We start from the raw sequence: 14874 nt of genomic DNA, 5'->3' as shown, positions 1-14874 counted from the left end.
CGGCCAGCGTGGTTTAACGGGGCGCCTGAGATCAAGATCACAAGCAGATCAAGATCAAGAGCGGCTCGCTTCGCATCGTGATTACCTATGGTCATCGCAGGCAAGCCACACATTTTGACTGTATCTACAGATTAAGGGTCAGGCTAACCGTGAAGTTGCGCGGCTCACCCGGGTTGACCCAATAGTTGCTGTAGGACCGCTCGTAGTACCTTTCATTGAACAGGTTGTTGAGGTTCAGCCCCACCGTCACGTTCTGCGTGGCCTTGTAATGGGCCAGCAAATCCACGGTGTGGTAGGCGGGCAGTTCGAAACCCGTGCCGGCTTCGCCTGAGCGGTCACCTACATAGGTGAACGCTGCGCCCAGGTCTGAGCCACGCAACGCGCCTTCCTGGAACTCATACACGCCCAACACACTGCCACTGCGCTTGGCCACGCCCAGAATGCGGCTGCCCGTAGGAATGGTTTTGTCGCCCTTGGTCACTTCAGCGTCGATGTAGGCCAAGGCGCCGATCACGCGGACTGCGTCGGTCACTTGCCCGGTTACTTGCAGGTCGAACCCCTGGCTGCGGGCCTTGCCCATGGCGCGGTTGAGGTTGGTCGCCGGGTCCAGGGTCAGCACGTTTTCCTTTTCGATATGAAAGGCCGCCAGGGTAGCGCTGAGGCGGTCGTCAAACAGCTCGCTCTTGACCCCCACCTCATAACCCACGCCTTCTTCGGGCTTGAAGGACTTGCCAGCGGCATCCAGGCCGCTATTGGGCTTGAACGACGTGGAGGCGTTGGCAAACACGCCGATTTCTGGCGTGAGCTGGTAGAGCAGGCCGGCGCGCTGAGTGAAGGCGTCGTGGGTTTGGCGGCCCTTGGCGTGGTTGCGGGTGAAGTCGTCGGTGCTTTGTTCGAAGTGTTCGAAGCGCGCACCGATCATACCGCGCAGGCGGTCGGTGAAGATGATCTGGTCTTGCAGGTTGAGTGCGTGGCTTTTGGTCTGTTCGAAGAAGTCGGTACCGGAGCGTTTGCCGTTGGGTTTGGGCTGGCCGTACACCGGCTTGTAGATGTCGATGGGATAGTCGCCAGCGATCGCCGTCACACGCTCTTTCTTACGGTAATCCTCGTACTCGGTACCGATCAACAGTTCATGTTGCCAACTGCCCATATCGAACACCCCACGCAGTTCCAGCTGGGTGATGCTGTCATGCCAACCGGTGGAGCGTTCACGGTAGCGGCGATTGACGCTGTGGCCGTCTGCGTTCAACGCTCGGCTTTCCGAAGCATCGCCCCACAGGCTGCCTTGCTTGTAATGGCTGGCCAGGCGCAGTTTCCAGGCGTCGTTGAGGTGGTGTTCCAACGCCGCCTGAATGCGGTTGTTGTGGTTGCGGATATTGCCGTCGTTGGGCTCGCCGAGGAAGGTGGAATGGGACATGCCGGTATTGGCGACGATGCCTCGGTCGAAGGTGGAGCTGTGGCGCACGAACTCACTTTCCACCAGCAGGGTGGTGTCCGGGTCCAGTTGCCAACTGAAGGAGGGCGCGACAAACACACGCTTGGCGTCCACGTGATCGCGAAAGCTGTGGTTGTCTTCAACGGCCAGGTTCAATCGCGTCAGCACGCGCCCCTCGCTGTCCAGCGGCGTATTCACATCCAGCGCCGTGCGGTAGCGGTCCCAACTGCCTGCGCTGTTCTGCAGCGTGGTGAAGGCCTCGGGCTGTGGTTTCTTGGTGACGATATTCACCGTGCCGCCGGGATCGCCACGCCCATAAAGGCTGGCGGCGGGGCCCTTGAGCACTTCAATGCGCTCGATATTCGCCGCGTCCGGGGTACTGGGGTAACCACGGTTGGCGCTGAAGCCATCCTGGTAGAACTCGGACGTGGTGAAACCGCGCACGCTGTATTCGTAGAGGGTCAGGCCGCCGAAGTTGTTTTGCTTGGATACGCCGCCAGCGAATTCCAGGGCGCGCTCCACGCTGGTACTGCCCAGGTCTTTGAGTACCGTGGCAGGAATCACGCTGATCGATTGCGGGATGTCGCGCAAGGCCGTGTCGGTCTTGGTCGCACTGGCAGAGCGGGTGGCGCGGTAGCCGTCGACCGGGCCGGTGGCGGATTCATAGGCGTCGGAAGTGACGCTGATGGTGTCCAGTTCCAGGGTGTTTTCTTCGGCGTAGGCAGGGTCGAGCAGCAAACCCAGGGCCAGGCCGGCCAAGGGCACAAACTTTCGAGACGGCATGATAGAGCGTTCCAATAGCGATATTGAAACAATATAACATGCCTAATGAGAATGAATCGCTAAGAAATGTAGCCTTACCAGCGCCCGCGAACGGGCGCTAGGATCGCGACGGTTATTGCTCTTCTTTCACTGGCGCGGTCGCCGGTGGTGGGCGCAGTCCGATTTCCGCCGACAGTTTGATCTCCTTGCCGTTGCGCATCACCAGGATCGCCACCTTGTCGGTCGGCTTGATCCGCGCCACTTGGTTCATCGACTTGCGGCCATCACCCGCCGGGGCGCCGTCGATGCTGAGGATCACATCGCCCAGTTGCAGGCCGGCTTTCTGCGCCGGGCCGTCGCGGAAGATCCCCGCTACCACGATGCCTGGACGCCCGGTCAGGCCAAATGACTCGGCCAGTTCCTTGGTCAAGGGCTGTACCTCAATGCCCAGCCAGCCGCGAATCACCTGGCCGTGCTCGATGATCGACTTCATCACTTCCATCGCCAGCTTCACCGGGATCGCAAACCCAATGCCCTGTGAGCCGCCGGACTTGGAAAAAATCGCGGTGTTGATGCCAGTCAGGTTGCCATTGGCGTCCACCAGCGCACCGCCCGAGTTGCCGGGGTTGATCGCGGCGTCGGTCTGGATGAAATCTTCGTAGCTGTTAAGGCCCAACTGGTTACGCCCGGTGGCGCTGATGATGCCCATGGTCACCGTTTGCCCCACCCCGAACGGGTTGCCGATGGCCAGCGCTACATCGCCCACGCGCAAACCGTCGGAGCGGCCGAGGGTGATGGCCGGCAGGTTCTTCAGATCAATTTTGAGTACCGCAAGATCAGTTTCCGGGTCGCTGCCCACCACGCGGGCCAGGGTTTCGCGGCCGTCACGCAGGGCCACCACGATCTGGTCGGCGCCCGTGGTCACATGGTTGTTGGTGAGGATGTAGCCCTCGGGGCTCATGATCACGCCGGAGCCGAGGCTGGATTCCATGCGGCGCTGCTTGGGGCCGTTGTCACCGAAGTAGCGGCGAAATTGCGGATCTTCAAACAACGGATGCGCGGGCTTGTTGATGACCTTGGTGGTGTACAGGTTGACCACCGCCGGAGCGGCGATGACCACGGCATCGGCATAGGTCACCGGCCCTTGCACCACTGTGTTGGTCTGCGGCGCCTGTTGCAGGTTCACATCCAGTGTGGGCAGGCCCACCCACTGGGGATAACGCTGGATAATCAGCATCGCGATCAGCACGCCAGCCAACAATGGCCATCCAAAAAAACGCAGTGCCTTGAGCATCAAGTAAGTCCTGACAGGTTGCAGGGGGCGGGAGAGCGCCCATAATGTCGCGCATTATACGAGGCTGTGACGCCTGCGAACGGGATATTTAGGAGTCTTTTATGGCCGTGCCCCTTACTACCCTCGTCGAGGAAGCCGACCGCTACCTCGGCAGCGCCAAAATTGCCGATTACTGCCCCAATGGCCTGCAGGTCGAGGGCCGGCCCCAAGTGATGCGCATCGTCAGCGGCGTGACCGCCAGCCAAGCCCTGCTGGACGCCGCCGTCGAAGCCAAGGCCGACTTGGTGCTGGTGCACCACGGTTACTTCTGGAAGGGCGAAAACCCGTGCATCACCGGCATGAAGCAGCGCCGTCTCAAAACCCTGCTCAAGCATGACATCAGCCTGCTGGCCTACCACTTGCCCCTGGACCTGCACGCCGATGTCGGCAACAACGTGCAACTGGCTCGCCACCTGGACATCACCGTCGAAGGCCCGCTGGACCCGGGCAACCCAAAAATCGTCGGGCTGGTCGGCTCCCTGGCCGAGCCCTTGTCACCTCGTGACTTCGCCCGTCGCGTGCAGGACGTGATGGGCCGCGAACCGCTGCTGATCGAAGGCAGCGAGATGATTCGCCGCGTCGGCTGGTGTACCGGTGGCGGCCAGGGCTACATCGACCAGGCGATTGCCGCGGGTGTCGATTTGTACCTGAGCGGTGAAGCGTCCGAACAGACCTTCCACAGCGCCCGGGAAAACGACATCAGCTTCATCGCCGCCGGCCATCACGCCACCGAACGCTACGGCGTGCAGGCCTTGGGCGACTACCTGGCGCGGCGCTTTGCCCTGGAGCATCTGTTCATCGACTGCCCCAATCCGATCTAAAGCACAGCATTGAACACTGTGGGAGCTGGCTTGCCTGCGATACAGGCACCGCAGCCATTCAGGCTCACCGAGGTGAGGCCATCGCAGGCAAGCCAGCTCCCACACTTACAGTGTTGAAGCCCAAACTGGGCGGCATATTCATATATCGTTTCGGTCTAGCTGGCGCCCTAAATAGAAGAAGTTGCTGTGCTAGCATGCCTCGCTCGAACACGGCCCGCTGGCCGTCCATAAGATCGTTTTTCCGTGAGTAACCATGGTCGACAAACTGACGCATCTGAAACAGCTGGAGGCGGAAAGCATCCACATCATCCGCGAGGTCGCCGCCGAGTTCGATAACCCGGTGATGCTCTACTCGATCGGTAAAGACTCCGCCGTGATGCTGCACCTGGCACGCAAGGCCTTCTTCCCGGGCAAACTGCCATTTCCGGTGATGCACGTCGACACTCGCTGGAAATTCCAGGAGATGTACAAGTTCCGCGACAAGATGGTCGAGGAGCTGGGCCTGGACCTGATTACCCACATCAACCCCGATGGCGTGGCGCAGAACATCAACCCGTTCACCCACGGCAGTGCCAAGCACACCGATATCATGAAGACGGAGGGCCTCAAGCAGGCGCTGGACAAGCATGGTTTCGACGCAGCATTCGGCGGCGCCCGTCGCGATGAAGAGAAATCCCGTGCCAAAGAGCGCGTGTACTCGTTCCGCGACAGCAAGCACCGTTGGGACCCGAAGAACCAACGCCCGGAGCTGTGGAACGTCTACAACGGCAACGTCAACAAGGGCGAGTCGATCCGCGTGTTCCCGCTGTCCAACTGGACCGAGCTGGACATCTGGCAGTACATCTACCTGGAAGGCATCCCGATCGTGCCGCTGTACTTCGCCGCCGAGCGCGACGTGATCGAGAAGAACGGCACGTTGATCATGATCGACGACGATCGCATCCTCGAGCACCTGTCCGAGGAAGACAAAGCCCGCATCGTCAAAAAGAAAGTACGTTTCCGCACCCTTGGCTGCTACCCGTTGACGGGCGCGGTGGAGTCCGAAGCCGAGACGCTGACGGACATCATTCAGGAAATGCTCCTGACGCGAACTTCCGAGCGCCAGGGCCGTGTCATCGACCACGATGGTGCAGGCTCGATGGAAGATAAAAAACGTCAAGGCTATTTCTAAGGGGCTGTCATGTCGCATCAATCTGATTTGATCAGCGAGGACATCCTCGCCTACCTGGGCCAGCACGAGCGCAAAGAGATGTTGCGCTTCCTGACCTGTGGCAACGTCGACGACGGCAAGAGCACCCTGATCGGGCGCCTGCTGCACGACTCCAAGATGATCTACGAGGATCACCTGGAAGCCATTACCCGCGACTCGAAAAAGTCCGGCACCACCGGTGACGATATCGACCTGGCGTTGCTGGTCGATGGCTTGCAGGCCGAGCGTGAGCAGGGCATCACTATTGATGTTGCCTACCGCTATTTCTCCACCGCCAAGCGCAAATTCATCATCGCCGACACACCCGGCCATGAGCAGTACACCCGCAACATGGCCACTGGTGCGTCCACCTGTGACCTGGCGATCATCCTGATCGACGCCCGCTATGGCGTGCAGACCCAGACCCGTCGCCACAGCTATATCGCCTCGTTGCTGGGTATCAAACACATCGTGGTAGCCATCAACAAGATGGACATCAACGGCTTTGACCAAAGCGTATTCGAGTCGATCAAGGCCGATTACCTGAAGTTCGCCGAAGGTATCGCATTCAAGCCGAGCACCCTGGCCTTCGTGCCGATGTCGGCGCTCAAGGGCGACAACGTGGTGAACAAGAGCGAGCGTTCGCCCTGGTATACCGGCCAGTCGCTGATGGAGATCTTGGAGACTGTCGAGATCGCCAATGATCGCAACTACACCGACCTGCGTTTCCCGGTGCAGTACGTCAACCGCCCGAACCTGAACTTCCGTGGGTTTGCCGGCACCCTGGCGAGTGGCATCGTGCACAAGGGCGACGAAGTGGTGGTATTGCCGTCGGGCAAGAGCAGCCGCGTCAAATCCATCGTCACCTTTGAAGGTGAGCTGGAACACGCAGGCCCAGGCCAGGCCGTGACCTTGACCATGGAAGACGAGATCGACATTTCCCGTGGCGACCTGTTGGTGCATGCTGACAACGTGCCGCAAGTGACCGACGCCTTCGACGCCATGCTGGTGTGGATGGCCGAAGAACCGATGCTGCCGGGCAAAAAATACGACATCAAGCGCGCCACCAGCTACGTGCCGGGTTCCATCACCAGCATCGTGCACCGCGTGGACGTAAACACCCTGGCCGAAGGCCCGGCGAGTTCGCTGCAGCTCAACGAGATTGGCCGGGTCAAGGTCAGCCTGGACGCCGCCATCGCCCTGGACGGTTACGACAGCAACCGCACCACTGGCGCGTTCATCGTGATCGACCGCTTGACCAACGGCACGGTGGCCGCGGGCATGATCATTGCGCCACCGGTGGGTCATGGCGGCGCTGCGCAGCACGGCAGCCTGGCGCATGTCGCCACCGAAGAGCGCGCTCTGCGTTTCGGCCAGCAGCCGGCCACGGTGTTGTTCAGCGGCTTGTCGGGCGCTGGCAAGAGCACTCTGGCCTATGCGGTCGAGCGCAAGCTGTTCGACATGGGACGGGCGGTGTTCGTGCTGGACGGCCAGAACCTGCGTCACGACCTGAACAAAGGGTTGCCGCAGGACCGTGCCGGGCGTACCGAGAACTGGCGTCGTGCGGCTCATGTGGCGCGTCAGTTCAACGAAGCCGGCCTGCTGACCCTGGCGGCTTTCGTTGCGCCGGATGCCGAAGGCCGTGAACAGGCCAAGGCGCTGATTGGTGCGGACCGACTGCTGACCGTCTACGTGCAGGCATCGCCGTTGGTGTGCGCCGAGCGTGACCCGCAAGGGTTGTACGCGGCCGGTGGGGATAACATCCCTGGCGAATCCTTCCCCTATGACGTGCCGTTGAATGCCGACCTTGTGATCGACACCCAGGCGTTGTCGCTGGAAGACAGCGTCAAGCAAGTGCTGGAGCTGTTGCGTCAGCGCGGCGCGATCTAAGCTTTATAACCGCACAAAAAAGCCCGCCACCGAGTGATCGGTGGCGGGCTTTTTACATATTCTCAAATGTGAACTCGATCACTGTGGGAGCTGGCTTGCCTGCGATGGCGGNTTTATCCTTAGCTGATGCACCGCTATCGCAGGCAAGCCAGCTCCCACATTAACTTGCTTCCACATGTGATCAGCGGCTGGCCGGAAAGTCTTTGTGAAGCTGCTCCAGCAATGCATCCTTGTCTTGCCACAACTGGTTGATCCAGCCCTGGAACGCTAACCGATATTCCCCATCCTGCTCATAATTCTTGCCGATGAACTCGGCCGGGATCTGCACCTCTTCAAAGTGCACCACCACGTCCTTCACGTTGCCGCACAGCAAGTCCCAATAACCTGGGCGCCCGCCGGGGTAGTGGATGGTCACATTGATCAGTGATTTGAGCTGCTCGCCCATGGCATCCAGCACAAACGCAATGCCGCCCGCCTTGGGTTTAAGCAGGTAGCGAAACGGTGACTGCTGCTGCGCATGCTTGCCCGGCGTAAAGCGTGTGCCTTCGGCAAAGTTGAAAATCCCCACGGGATTGTCGCGAAACTTCGCACAGGTCTTGCGCGTGGTTTCCAGGTCTTTGCCTTTCTTCTCGGGGTGCTTCTCCAAATATGCCTTGCTGTAGCGCTTCATGAAGGGAAAGCCCAGTGCCCACCACGCCAGGCCAATCACCGGGACCCAGATCAGCTCTTGCTTGAGGAAGAACTTCAGGGGGCGAATGCGCCGATTGAGCACGTACTGCAACACCATGATGTCGACCCAGCTCTGATGGTTGCTGGTCACCAGGTACGAGTGCTGGTAGTCCAGGCCCTCAAGGCCAGTCAGGTGCCAGCGCGTACGGCGCACCAGGTTCATCCAGCCCTTGTTGTTGGTAACCCAGGCTTCGTGGGTGTGGTTCATCAGCCATTCGCTCAGGCGCTTGGCGAACGGCAGCGCCTTGAACAGCGCCACGATAAACAGGAACGAACACAGCAGGATCGTGTTCAGCGCCAGCAACAGCGAAGCGATCACCCCGCGCACGGCGGCAGGTAGAAAATCCAGCATTTAGATATCCATGGGTCGGTTGGCGGCTTGGATCGCCGTCAGGGCGATGGTGTACACGATGTCGTCCACCTGGGCGCCACGTGGCAGGTCATTGACCGGTTTGCGCAGGCCCTGAAGCATCGGCCCCAGGCTCACGCAATCGGCGCTGCGTTGTACGGCTTTGTGGGTGGTGTTGCCGGTGTTCAGGTCCGGGAACACAAAGACGGTGGCCTTGCCCGCCACCTGGCTGTTGGGCGCCAGTTGTCGGGCGACGTTTTCGTTGGCGGCGGCGTCGTATTGCAACGGGCCGTCGATCAGCAACGAACTTTGTTGTTCGTGGGCGAGCAGGGTTGCTTCGCGGACTTTTTCCACCTCCTCGCCGCTGGCCGAGTCACCGCTGGAGTAGCTGATCATCGCCACCCGTGGCGTGATGCCGAACGCCGCCGCCGAGTCGGCGCTTTGCAGGGCGATTTCCGCCAGTTCCGCAGCGCTTGGGTGCGGGTTCATCACGCAGTCGCCGTACACCAGCACCTGCTCGGGGAACAGCATGAAGAACACCGACGACACCAGGGTGCAGCCCGGCGCGGTCTTGATCAGCTGCAGCGCCGGGCGAATGGTGTTGGCGGTGGAGTGAATCACGCCGGAGACCAGGCCATCCACTTCGTCGAGGGCGAGCATCATGGTGGCGATCACCACGGTGTCTTCCAGTTGCTGCTCGGCCATGGGCGCGTTGAGGCTTTTGCTCTTGCGCAAGGCGACCATTGGCTCCACGTAGCGTTGGCGAATCAGGTCGGGGTCGAGAATCTCCAGGCCTTCGGGCAGGTCGATACCTTGGGCGCGGGCGACTGCCTCCACATCCGCAGGCTTGGCCAACAGCACGCAACGGGCAATGCCGCGGGCCTGGCAGATCGCGGCGGCCTGTACGGTCAGCGGCTCGCTACCTTCGGGCAACACGATGCGTTTGTTGGCGGCCTGGGCGCGTTGGATCAACTGGTAACGGAACACTGCCGGCGACAGGCGCATCTCCCTTGGCGTGCCGCAGCGCTGGTGCAGCCAGCGCGCATCGAGGTGGCTGGCGACGAAGTCGGTGATGATTTCCGCACGCTCGCGGTCATCGATAGGGATTTCCTTGTTGAGGCTATTGAGCTGGTTGGCGGTGTCATAGGAGCCGGTGCTCACCGACAACACCGGCAACCCGGCCTGGAAGGCGCCTCGGCACAGATCCATGATGCGTGGGTCGGGCAGGGTGTCGCTGGTCAGCAGCAGCCCGGCCAGCGGCACGCCATTGATGGCGGCCAGGCTGACGGCGAGGATGATGTCATCGCGATCTCCCGGGGTTACCACCAACACACCGGGTTTGAGCAGCTCGACAGTGTTACGCATGGTGCGCGCGCAAATGATGATCTTGGTCATGCGCCGGCTTTCGTAGTCGCCGGCGTTGAGGATCTGCGCGCCCATCAGGTCGGCCACGTCGCGGGTGCGCGGGGCATTCAGCTCGGGTTGGTAGGGGATGCAGCCGAGCAGCCGGAAATCACCGCTGCGCAACAGCGGCGAATGCTCTTTGAGGCGCGCCGAGAAGGCTTCCATGCTTTCGTCGGTGCGTACCTTGTTGAGAATTACGCCCAGCACTTTCGGGTCTTTGGGGCCGCCAAACAGTTGGGCCTGCAATTCCACACGGCCGGAAAGCTCGGTGAGCACTTCATTTTCCGGCGCCGAGACCAGGATCACTTCCGCGTCCAGGCTCTTGGCCAGGTGCAGGTTGACCCGTGCCGCGTAGCTGGCGCTGCGGGTCGGCACCATCCCTTCGACGATCAGCACGTCTTTGCCTACGGCTGCCTGTTGGTAAAGGGTGATGATCTCTTCGAGCAACTCATCGAGCTGGCCGTCGCCGAGCATGCGCTCTACGTGAGCCAGGCCCAGGGGCTGCGGCGGTTTCAGGCCGTGGGTGCGCGCCACCAGCTCGGTAGAGCGTTCCGGCCCGGTATCGCCAGGGTGTGGCTGGGCAATGGGTTTGAAAAAGCCGACTTTCAGGCCGGCCCGTTCCAGTGTGCGCACCAGCCCAAGGCTGATGGAGGTCAGACCCACACCAAAATCGGTGGGCGCGATAAAAAAAGTCTGCATGCGAATTCTCTGGAGGTGCATGGCTTGGGTGGCGCTCCATGGGTGAGTGCCTACCGCGAATCAGGCGCCAAGGTTATCGTTATTCGTGCCCTTGCGCACACCAGCCGCACGCAAAGGCCTGGCCTATTTTTTCAAGGCGTTGCGCGGGGTCGAGCACCCAGGCGCGTGACTGCCAGGGCGGCTGGTGGCGCAGGTGCTGGGTGTGGCCGCAAGACAGCTCGGCCACCCAGTGCCCATCGTCGTCCTGATGAAAACCTGTGATCGTGACCGTTGATCGGCCCCGTCCGTCCGGGTTCCGTTCGCTTTCGGGCAAATCCTTGTTTAGACTTGTCCGTTCTTCATTCTTATGCAAAAGGTCTCGCCCCATGACGATCGCCGCTAACAAGGCTGTCTCCATCGACTATACCCTGACCAACGACGCTGGTGAGGTCATCGACAGCTCCGCCGGCGGCGCGCCGCTGGTTTACCTGCAAGGCGCAGGTAACATCATCCCGGGCCTGGAAAAGGCTCTGGAAGGCAAGAACGTCGGTGACGAACTGACTGTCGCCGTAGAACCTGAAGATGCCTACGGCGAATACTCCGCCGAACTGGTCAGCACCTTGAGCCGCAGCATGTTCGAAGGTGTCGATGAGCTGGAAGTGGGCATGCAGTTCCACGCTTCCGCGCCGGACGGCCAAATGCAGATCGTCACCATCCGCGACCTGGACGGCGACGACGTTACCGTTGACGGCAACCACCCTCTGGCTGGCCAGCGCCTGAACTTCCAAGTGAAGATCGTGGCCATCCGCGACGCTTCCCAGGAAGAAGTGGCTCACGGCCACGTCCACGGTGAAGGCGGTCATCACCATTGATTGATGTTTTGATCAGGTGGTAGCAAAAACGCCCCGACTGGTTCGGGGCGTTTTTTTTGCCTTGAGAATATTCCCGGTCAACTTTCTGTAGGAGCGAGCTTGCTCGCGAAAAACCTGAGAGCCCCGCCGGGCGCCAGGCTTCCCGCGTCATCGTTAACGATCTTCGCGAGCAAGCTCGCTCCTACAGTTTTCAGGGGCAAACAAAAATGCCCCGGACCTTTCGGTACGGGGCATTTCTTAACTGTTACACAGCCTGGGCTGCGTTGCAGTTGTTACCACTTAGGCTGCAGCAGGAACGCTCAGAGCCTTGATGTGGCCATTCAGGCGGCTCTTATGGCGAGCGGCCTTGTTCTTGTGGATGATGCCTTTATCGGCCATACGGTCGATAACAGGCACAGCCAGAACGTAAGCTGCTTGAGCTTTTTCAGCGTCTTTGGTGTCGATGGCTTTGACTACATTCTTGATGTAGGTGCGAACCATGGAACGCAGGCTGGCGTTGTGGCTGCGACGCTTCTCAGCCTGTTTTGCACGTTTTTTGGCGGAAGGTGTGTTGGCCACCGTCGAGCTCCTCGAAAGACTTTTTAGGAAATAGCAAACAAAATAGGCCGCGAATCATGCCGATGACTTGACGGGTTGTCAAGGGCGGCTGATGCGAACTGCTGAGTGGTCGATCTGAAGAGGCGGGTGATTTATTTCCGGCGCTTGACCTGTAAACTCGCGAGCTTTGGCTCTGTGCTGTTGCAGGCGCGCAGTATCGCATAAGTGGGCGCGTAGTTCGCCTGCTCTTTATCTATAGGCGCAAACTCTTTCAATGAATCTGCTCAAATCGTTGGCTGCCGTCAGCTCTATCACGATGATTTCCCGGGTATTGGGGTTCGTGCGCGACACCCTGCTGGCCCGCATCTTTGGCGCCAGCATGGCCACGGATGCGTTCTTTATTGCCTTTAAACTGCCCAACCTGTTGCGGCGGATCTTTGCCGAAGGCGCGTTTTCCCAGGCGTTCGTGCCGATTCTGGCCGAATACAAGACCCAGCATGGCGAGGAGGCGACTCGTACGTTCATCGCCTACGTCTCGGGTTTGCTGACGCTGGTGCTGATGCTGGTAACCATCGTCGGGATGCTCGCCGCTCCCTGGGTGATCTGGGCCACGGCGCCCGGTTTTGCCAACACGCCGGAAAAGTTCGCGCTGACCACTGATCTGCTGCGGGTGACCTTTCCTTATATATTGCTGATTTCCCTGTCTTCGCTCGCCGGGGCGATCCTCAATACCTGGAATCGTTTCTCGGTACCGGCCTTTGTGCCGACCTTGCTGAACGTCAGCATGATTATTTTTGCGCTGTTCCTCACGCCGTATTTCGACCCTCCGGTCATGGCCCTGGGTTGGGCGGTGCTGGCCGGCGGCCTGGCGCAGTTGTTGTACCAACTGCCGCACCTGAAAAAAATCGGCATGCTCGTACTGCCGCGCCTGAACCTCAAGGACACCGGCGTCTGGCGCGTGATGCGCAATATGCTGCCGGCGATCCTCGGGGTGTCGGTCAGTCAGATTTCGCTGATCATCAACACCGCGTTTGCCTCGTTGCTGGTGTCCGGGTCGGTATCGTGGATGTATTACGCCGACCGTCTGATGGAGTTGCCATCCGGTGTGCTTGGCGTGGCATTGGGCACGATCCTGCTGCCGACCCTGGCGCGCACCTATGCCAGCAAGGATCGTCAGGAGTATTCGCGCATTCTCGATTGGGGCCTGCGTCTGTGCTTTCTATTGGTGTTGCCATGCGCGCTGGCCTTGGGAATCCTCGCCGAACCGCTGACGGTCTCGCTGTTTCAATACGGGCAATTCGATGCACATGACGCCTTGATGACTCAGCACGCGCTGGTTGCCTACTCTGTCGGCCTGCTCGGTATTATCGTGATCAAGGTGCTGGCGCCGGGCTTCTACGCACAGCAAAACATCCGCACGCCGGTGAAGATCGCGATTTTCACGCTGATCGTCACACAGTTGCTCAACCTGCTGTTTATCGGTCCGTTGGCCCATGCCGGGCTGGCGCTGGCGATCAGTGCCGGTGCCTGTATCAATGCCGGCCTGTTGTTTTATCAGCTGCGCAAGCAGCAGATGTACCAGCCGCAGCCGGGTTGGGGAATGTTCACGCTCAAGTTGCTTGTGGCGGTGGCCGCAATGTCCGCGGTGCTGGTGGGGCTGATGCAGGTGATGCCGGCCTGGGGTGATGGCGATATGCTGGAGCGCTTCATGCGCCTGGGCGCGTTGGTAGTGGCGGGCGTGGTGGTGTACTTCGGGATGTTGCTGTTGCAGGGCTTCCGCCTGCGCGATTTCAATCGCAAGTCGCTGGGATAGCGAGTTTGCCGCGATAAAACAGTTGTTTTATCGATTCGACCCATTTGGCCTGCGCTGTTGCCTGTCGTCCGGGGCTGGGTGTGGTTATAATCGACCACTTTATGAGCAAGAAGCGCGTTATGCAGCTGGTTCGAGGTCTCCACAACCTGCGCCCCGAGCATCGGGGCTGCGTCGCCACTATTGGCAACTTTGACGGTGTTCACCGTGGCCACCAGGCTATCCTGGCTCGGCTGCGCGAGCGTGCGGTCGAGTTGGGCGTGCCCAGCTGCGTGGTGATTTTTGAGCCACAACCGCGGGAGTTCTTTACCCCGGAAACGGCGCCGGCACGCTTGGCGCGCTTGCGGGACAAGTTGCAGCTGTTGGCGGAGGAGGGCGTGGACCGTGTCCTCTGCCTGGCATTCAACCAGCGTTTGCGCAGCCTCAGCGCCGCCGAGTTCGTCGACCGCATCCTGGTGGACGGCTTGGGTGTGCAGCACCTGGAGGTCGGCGACGACTTCCATTTCGGTTGTGACCGGGTCGGGGATTTCGATTTCCTGCAACATGCCGGTGTGAATCAGGGTTTCACTGTCGAGGCCGCGCAAACCGTCGAACTGGACGGCCTGCGCGTGAGCAGCACCCAGGTGCGTAACGCCCTGGCCGCCGCCGACTTCGACCTGGCCGAGCGTTTGCTCGGCCGCCCGTTCCGCATTGCCGGACGGGTATTGCACGGCCAGAAGCTGGCGCGCCAATTGGGCACGCCAACCGCCAACGTGCAACTCAAGCGCCGTCGTGTGCCGCTGACCGGGGTTTACCTGGTAAGTGTCGACATCGATGGCCAATCGTGGCCGGGAGTCGCCAATATAGGCGTCAGACCCACGGTTGCAGGTGATGGCAAGGCCCACCTGGAAGTTCACCTTTTGGATTTTGCCGGTGATTTATACGATCGGCGTTTGACGGTGGTTTTCCACCAGAAGCTGCGTGAAGAGCAGCGTTTCGCCTCCCTGGAGGCGTTGAAAACGGCGATCAATGCGGATGTCGCCGCCGCCCGTGCACTAGCCGCACCTAGCGCCCATCGCTAACCGA

General features: G+C 60.4%; 12 protein-coding genes. 6 read left to right on the top strand and 6 right to left on the bottom strand.

Translation table 11 applies throughout. The features are described 5' to 3' along the window. Positions 1-124: 124 nt before the first annotated feature. Positions 125-2218, bottom strand: coding sequence for a TonB-dependent siderophore receptor (locus ACTJLA_RS03235; protein ID WP_314550844.1), 2094 nt, complete (start codon positions 2216-2218; stop codon positions 125-127). Positions 2219-2330: 112 nt separating this feature from the next. Next, on the bottom strand, positions 2331-3491 hold the full coding sequence (gene algW, locus ACTJLA_RS03230; RefSeq protein WP_003188388.1) for a Do family serine endopeptidase AlgW: 1161 nt from the start codon (positions 3489-3491) through the stop codon (positions 2331-2333). Between the two features lie 101 nt (positions 3492-3592). Between algW and ACTJLA_RS03225 the strand changes: the two genes are divergently transcribed. The 3 genes from ACTJLA_RS03225 to cysN all read left to right on the top strand — a co-directional run bounded on the left by ACTJLA_RS03225 (position 3593) and on the right by cysN (position 7430). Further along, positions 3593-4351, top strand: coding sequence for a Nif3-like dinuclear metal center hexameric protein (locus tag ACTJLA_RS03225; RefSeq protein WP_020302961.1), 759 nt, complete (start codon positions 3593-3595; stop codon positions 4349-4351). Positions 4352-4604: 253 nt separating this feature from the next. After that, positions 4605-5522, top strand: coding sequence for a sulfate adenylyltransferase subunit CysD (gene cysD, locus ACTJLA_RS03220; protein ID WP_054896879.1), 918 nt, complete (start codon positions 4605-4607; stop codon positions 5520-5522). A 9-nt stretch (positions 5523-5531) separates the two neighbouring features. Then, positions 5532-7430: a sulfate adenylyltransferase subunit CysN gene (gene cysN, locus ACTJLA_RS03215; protein ID WP_003188392.1), complete on the top strand. Its 1899-nt coding sequence runs from the start codon at positions 5532-5534 to the stop codon at positions 7428-7430. Between the two features lie 181 nt (positions 7431-7611). On the opposite strand, the gene ACTJLA_RS03210 is transcribed toward cysN, so the two are convergent. From ACTJLA_RS03210 to ACTJLA_RS03200, 3 genes are all read right to left on the bottom strand, one after another. Beyond that, complete coding sequence (locus tag ACTJLA_RS03210; RefSeq protein WP_314550852.1) at positions 7612-8511, bottom strand: acyltransferase; 900 nt, start codon at positions 8509-8511, stop codon at positions 7612-7614. After that, positions 8512-10611: a phosphate acetyltransferase gene (pta, locus tag ACTJLA_RS03205; RefSeq protein WP_003188396.1), complete on the bottom strand. Its 2100-nt coding sequence runs from the start codon at positions 10609-10611 to the stop codon at positions 8512-8514. 79 nt (positions 10612-10690) lie between these two features. Further along, positions 10691-10978, bottom strand: a complete 288-nt coding sequence (locus ACTJLA_RS03200; RefSeq protein WP_102666761.1) for a DUF3565 domain-containing protein — start codon at positions 10976-10978, stop codon at positions 10691-10693. Between ACTJLA_RS03200 and ACTJLA_RS03195 the strand changes: the two genes are divergently transcribed. Continuing rightward, entirely contained in the window at positions 10977-11462 is a 486-nt protein-coding gene (locus tag ACTJLA_RS03195) for an FKBP-type peptidyl-prolyl cis-trans isomerase (protein ID WP_003188398.1), read from the top strand. The two genes, ACTJLA_RS03200 and ACTJLA_RS03195, sit on opposite strands and share 2 nt — an antisense overlap. Before the next feature lie 279 nt (positions 11463-11741). Here the strand turns inward: ACTJLA_RS03195 and rpsT are convergent, their stop codons facing one another. Then, positions 11742-12020 (bottom strand): 30S ribosomal protein S20, encoded by a 279-nt coding sequence (gene rpsT, locus ACTJLA_RS03190; RefSeq protein WP_003188401.1) that lies wholly within the window; start codon positions 12018-12020, stop codon positions 11742-11744. Between the two features lie 253 nt (positions 12021-12273). On the opposite strand from rpsT, the gene murJ reads away from it, so the two are divergent. Continuing rightward, positions 12274-13812, top strand: a complete 1539-nt coding sequence (gene murJ / locus ACTJLA_RS03185) for a murein biosynthesis integral membrane protein MurJ (RefSeq protein WP_034128060.1) — start codon at positions 12274-12276, stop codon at positions 13810-13812. Positions 13813-13931: 119 nt separating this feature from the next. Continuing rightward, positions 13932-14870 carry a bifunctional riboflavin kinase/FAD synthetase gene (gene ribF / locus ACTJLA_RS03180; protein WP_003188404.1) on the top strand — a complete coding sequence of 313 codons (939 nt, stop codon included), beginning with the start codon at positions 13932-13934 and terminating at the stop codon, positions 14868-14870. The last annotated feature ends 4 nt before the right edge of the window (positions 14871-14874 follow it).

It is taken from the genome of Pseudomonas sp. 22072, from assembly GCF_052046095.1.
Taxonomy (GTDB): domain Bacteria; phylum Pseudomonadota; class Gammaproteobacteria; order Pseudomonadales; family Pseudomonadaceae; genus Aquipseudomonas; species Aquipseudomonas paracarnis.
This window is presented reverse-complemented; position numbering and strand designations above follow the sequence as displayed.

Coding starts and splice junctions, on each gene's coding strand:
- murJ (WP_034128060.1), top strand. CDS start 12,274: ATGAATCTGCTCAAATCGTTGGCTGCCGTCAGCTCTATCACGATGATT.
- ribF (WP_003188404.1), top strand. CDS start 13,932: ATGCAGCTGGTTCGAGGTCTCCACAACCTGCGCCCCGAGCATCGGGGC.
- cysD (WP_054896879.1), top strand. CDS start 4,605: ATGGTCGACAAACTGACGCATCTGAAACAGCTGGAGGCGGAAAGCATC.
- ACTJLA_RS03235 (WP_314550844.1), bottom strand. CDS start 2,218: ATGCCGTCTCGAAAGTTTGTGCCCTTGGCCGGCCTGGCCCTGGGTTTG.
- cysN (WP_003188392.1), top strand. CDS start 5,532: ATGTCGCATCAATCTGATTTGATCAGCGAGGACATCCTCGCCTACCTG.
- ACTJLA_RS03195 (WP_003188398.1), top strand. CDS start 10,977: ATGACGATCGCCGCTAACAAGGCTGTCTCCATCGACTATACCCTGACC.
- ACTJLA_RS03200 (WP_102666761.1), bottom strand. CDS start 10,978: ATGGGGCGAGACCTTTTGCATAAGAATGAAGAACGGACAAGTCTAAAC.
- algW (WP_003188388.1), bottom strand. CDS start 3,491: ATGCTCAAGGCACTGCGTTTTTTTGGATGGCCATTGTTGGCTGGCGTG.
- ACTJLA_RS03225 (WP_020302961.1), top strand. CDS start 3,593: ATGGCCGTGCCCCTTACTACCCTCGTCGAGGAAGCCGACCGCTACCTC.
- pta (WP_003188396.1), bottom strand. CDS start 10,611: ATGCAGACTTTTTTTATCGCGCCCACCGATTTTGGTGTGGGTCTGACC.
- ACTJLA_RS03210 (WP_314550852.1), bottom strand. CDS start 8,511: ATGCTGGATTTTCTACCTGCCGCCGTGCGCGGGGTGATCGCTTCGCTG.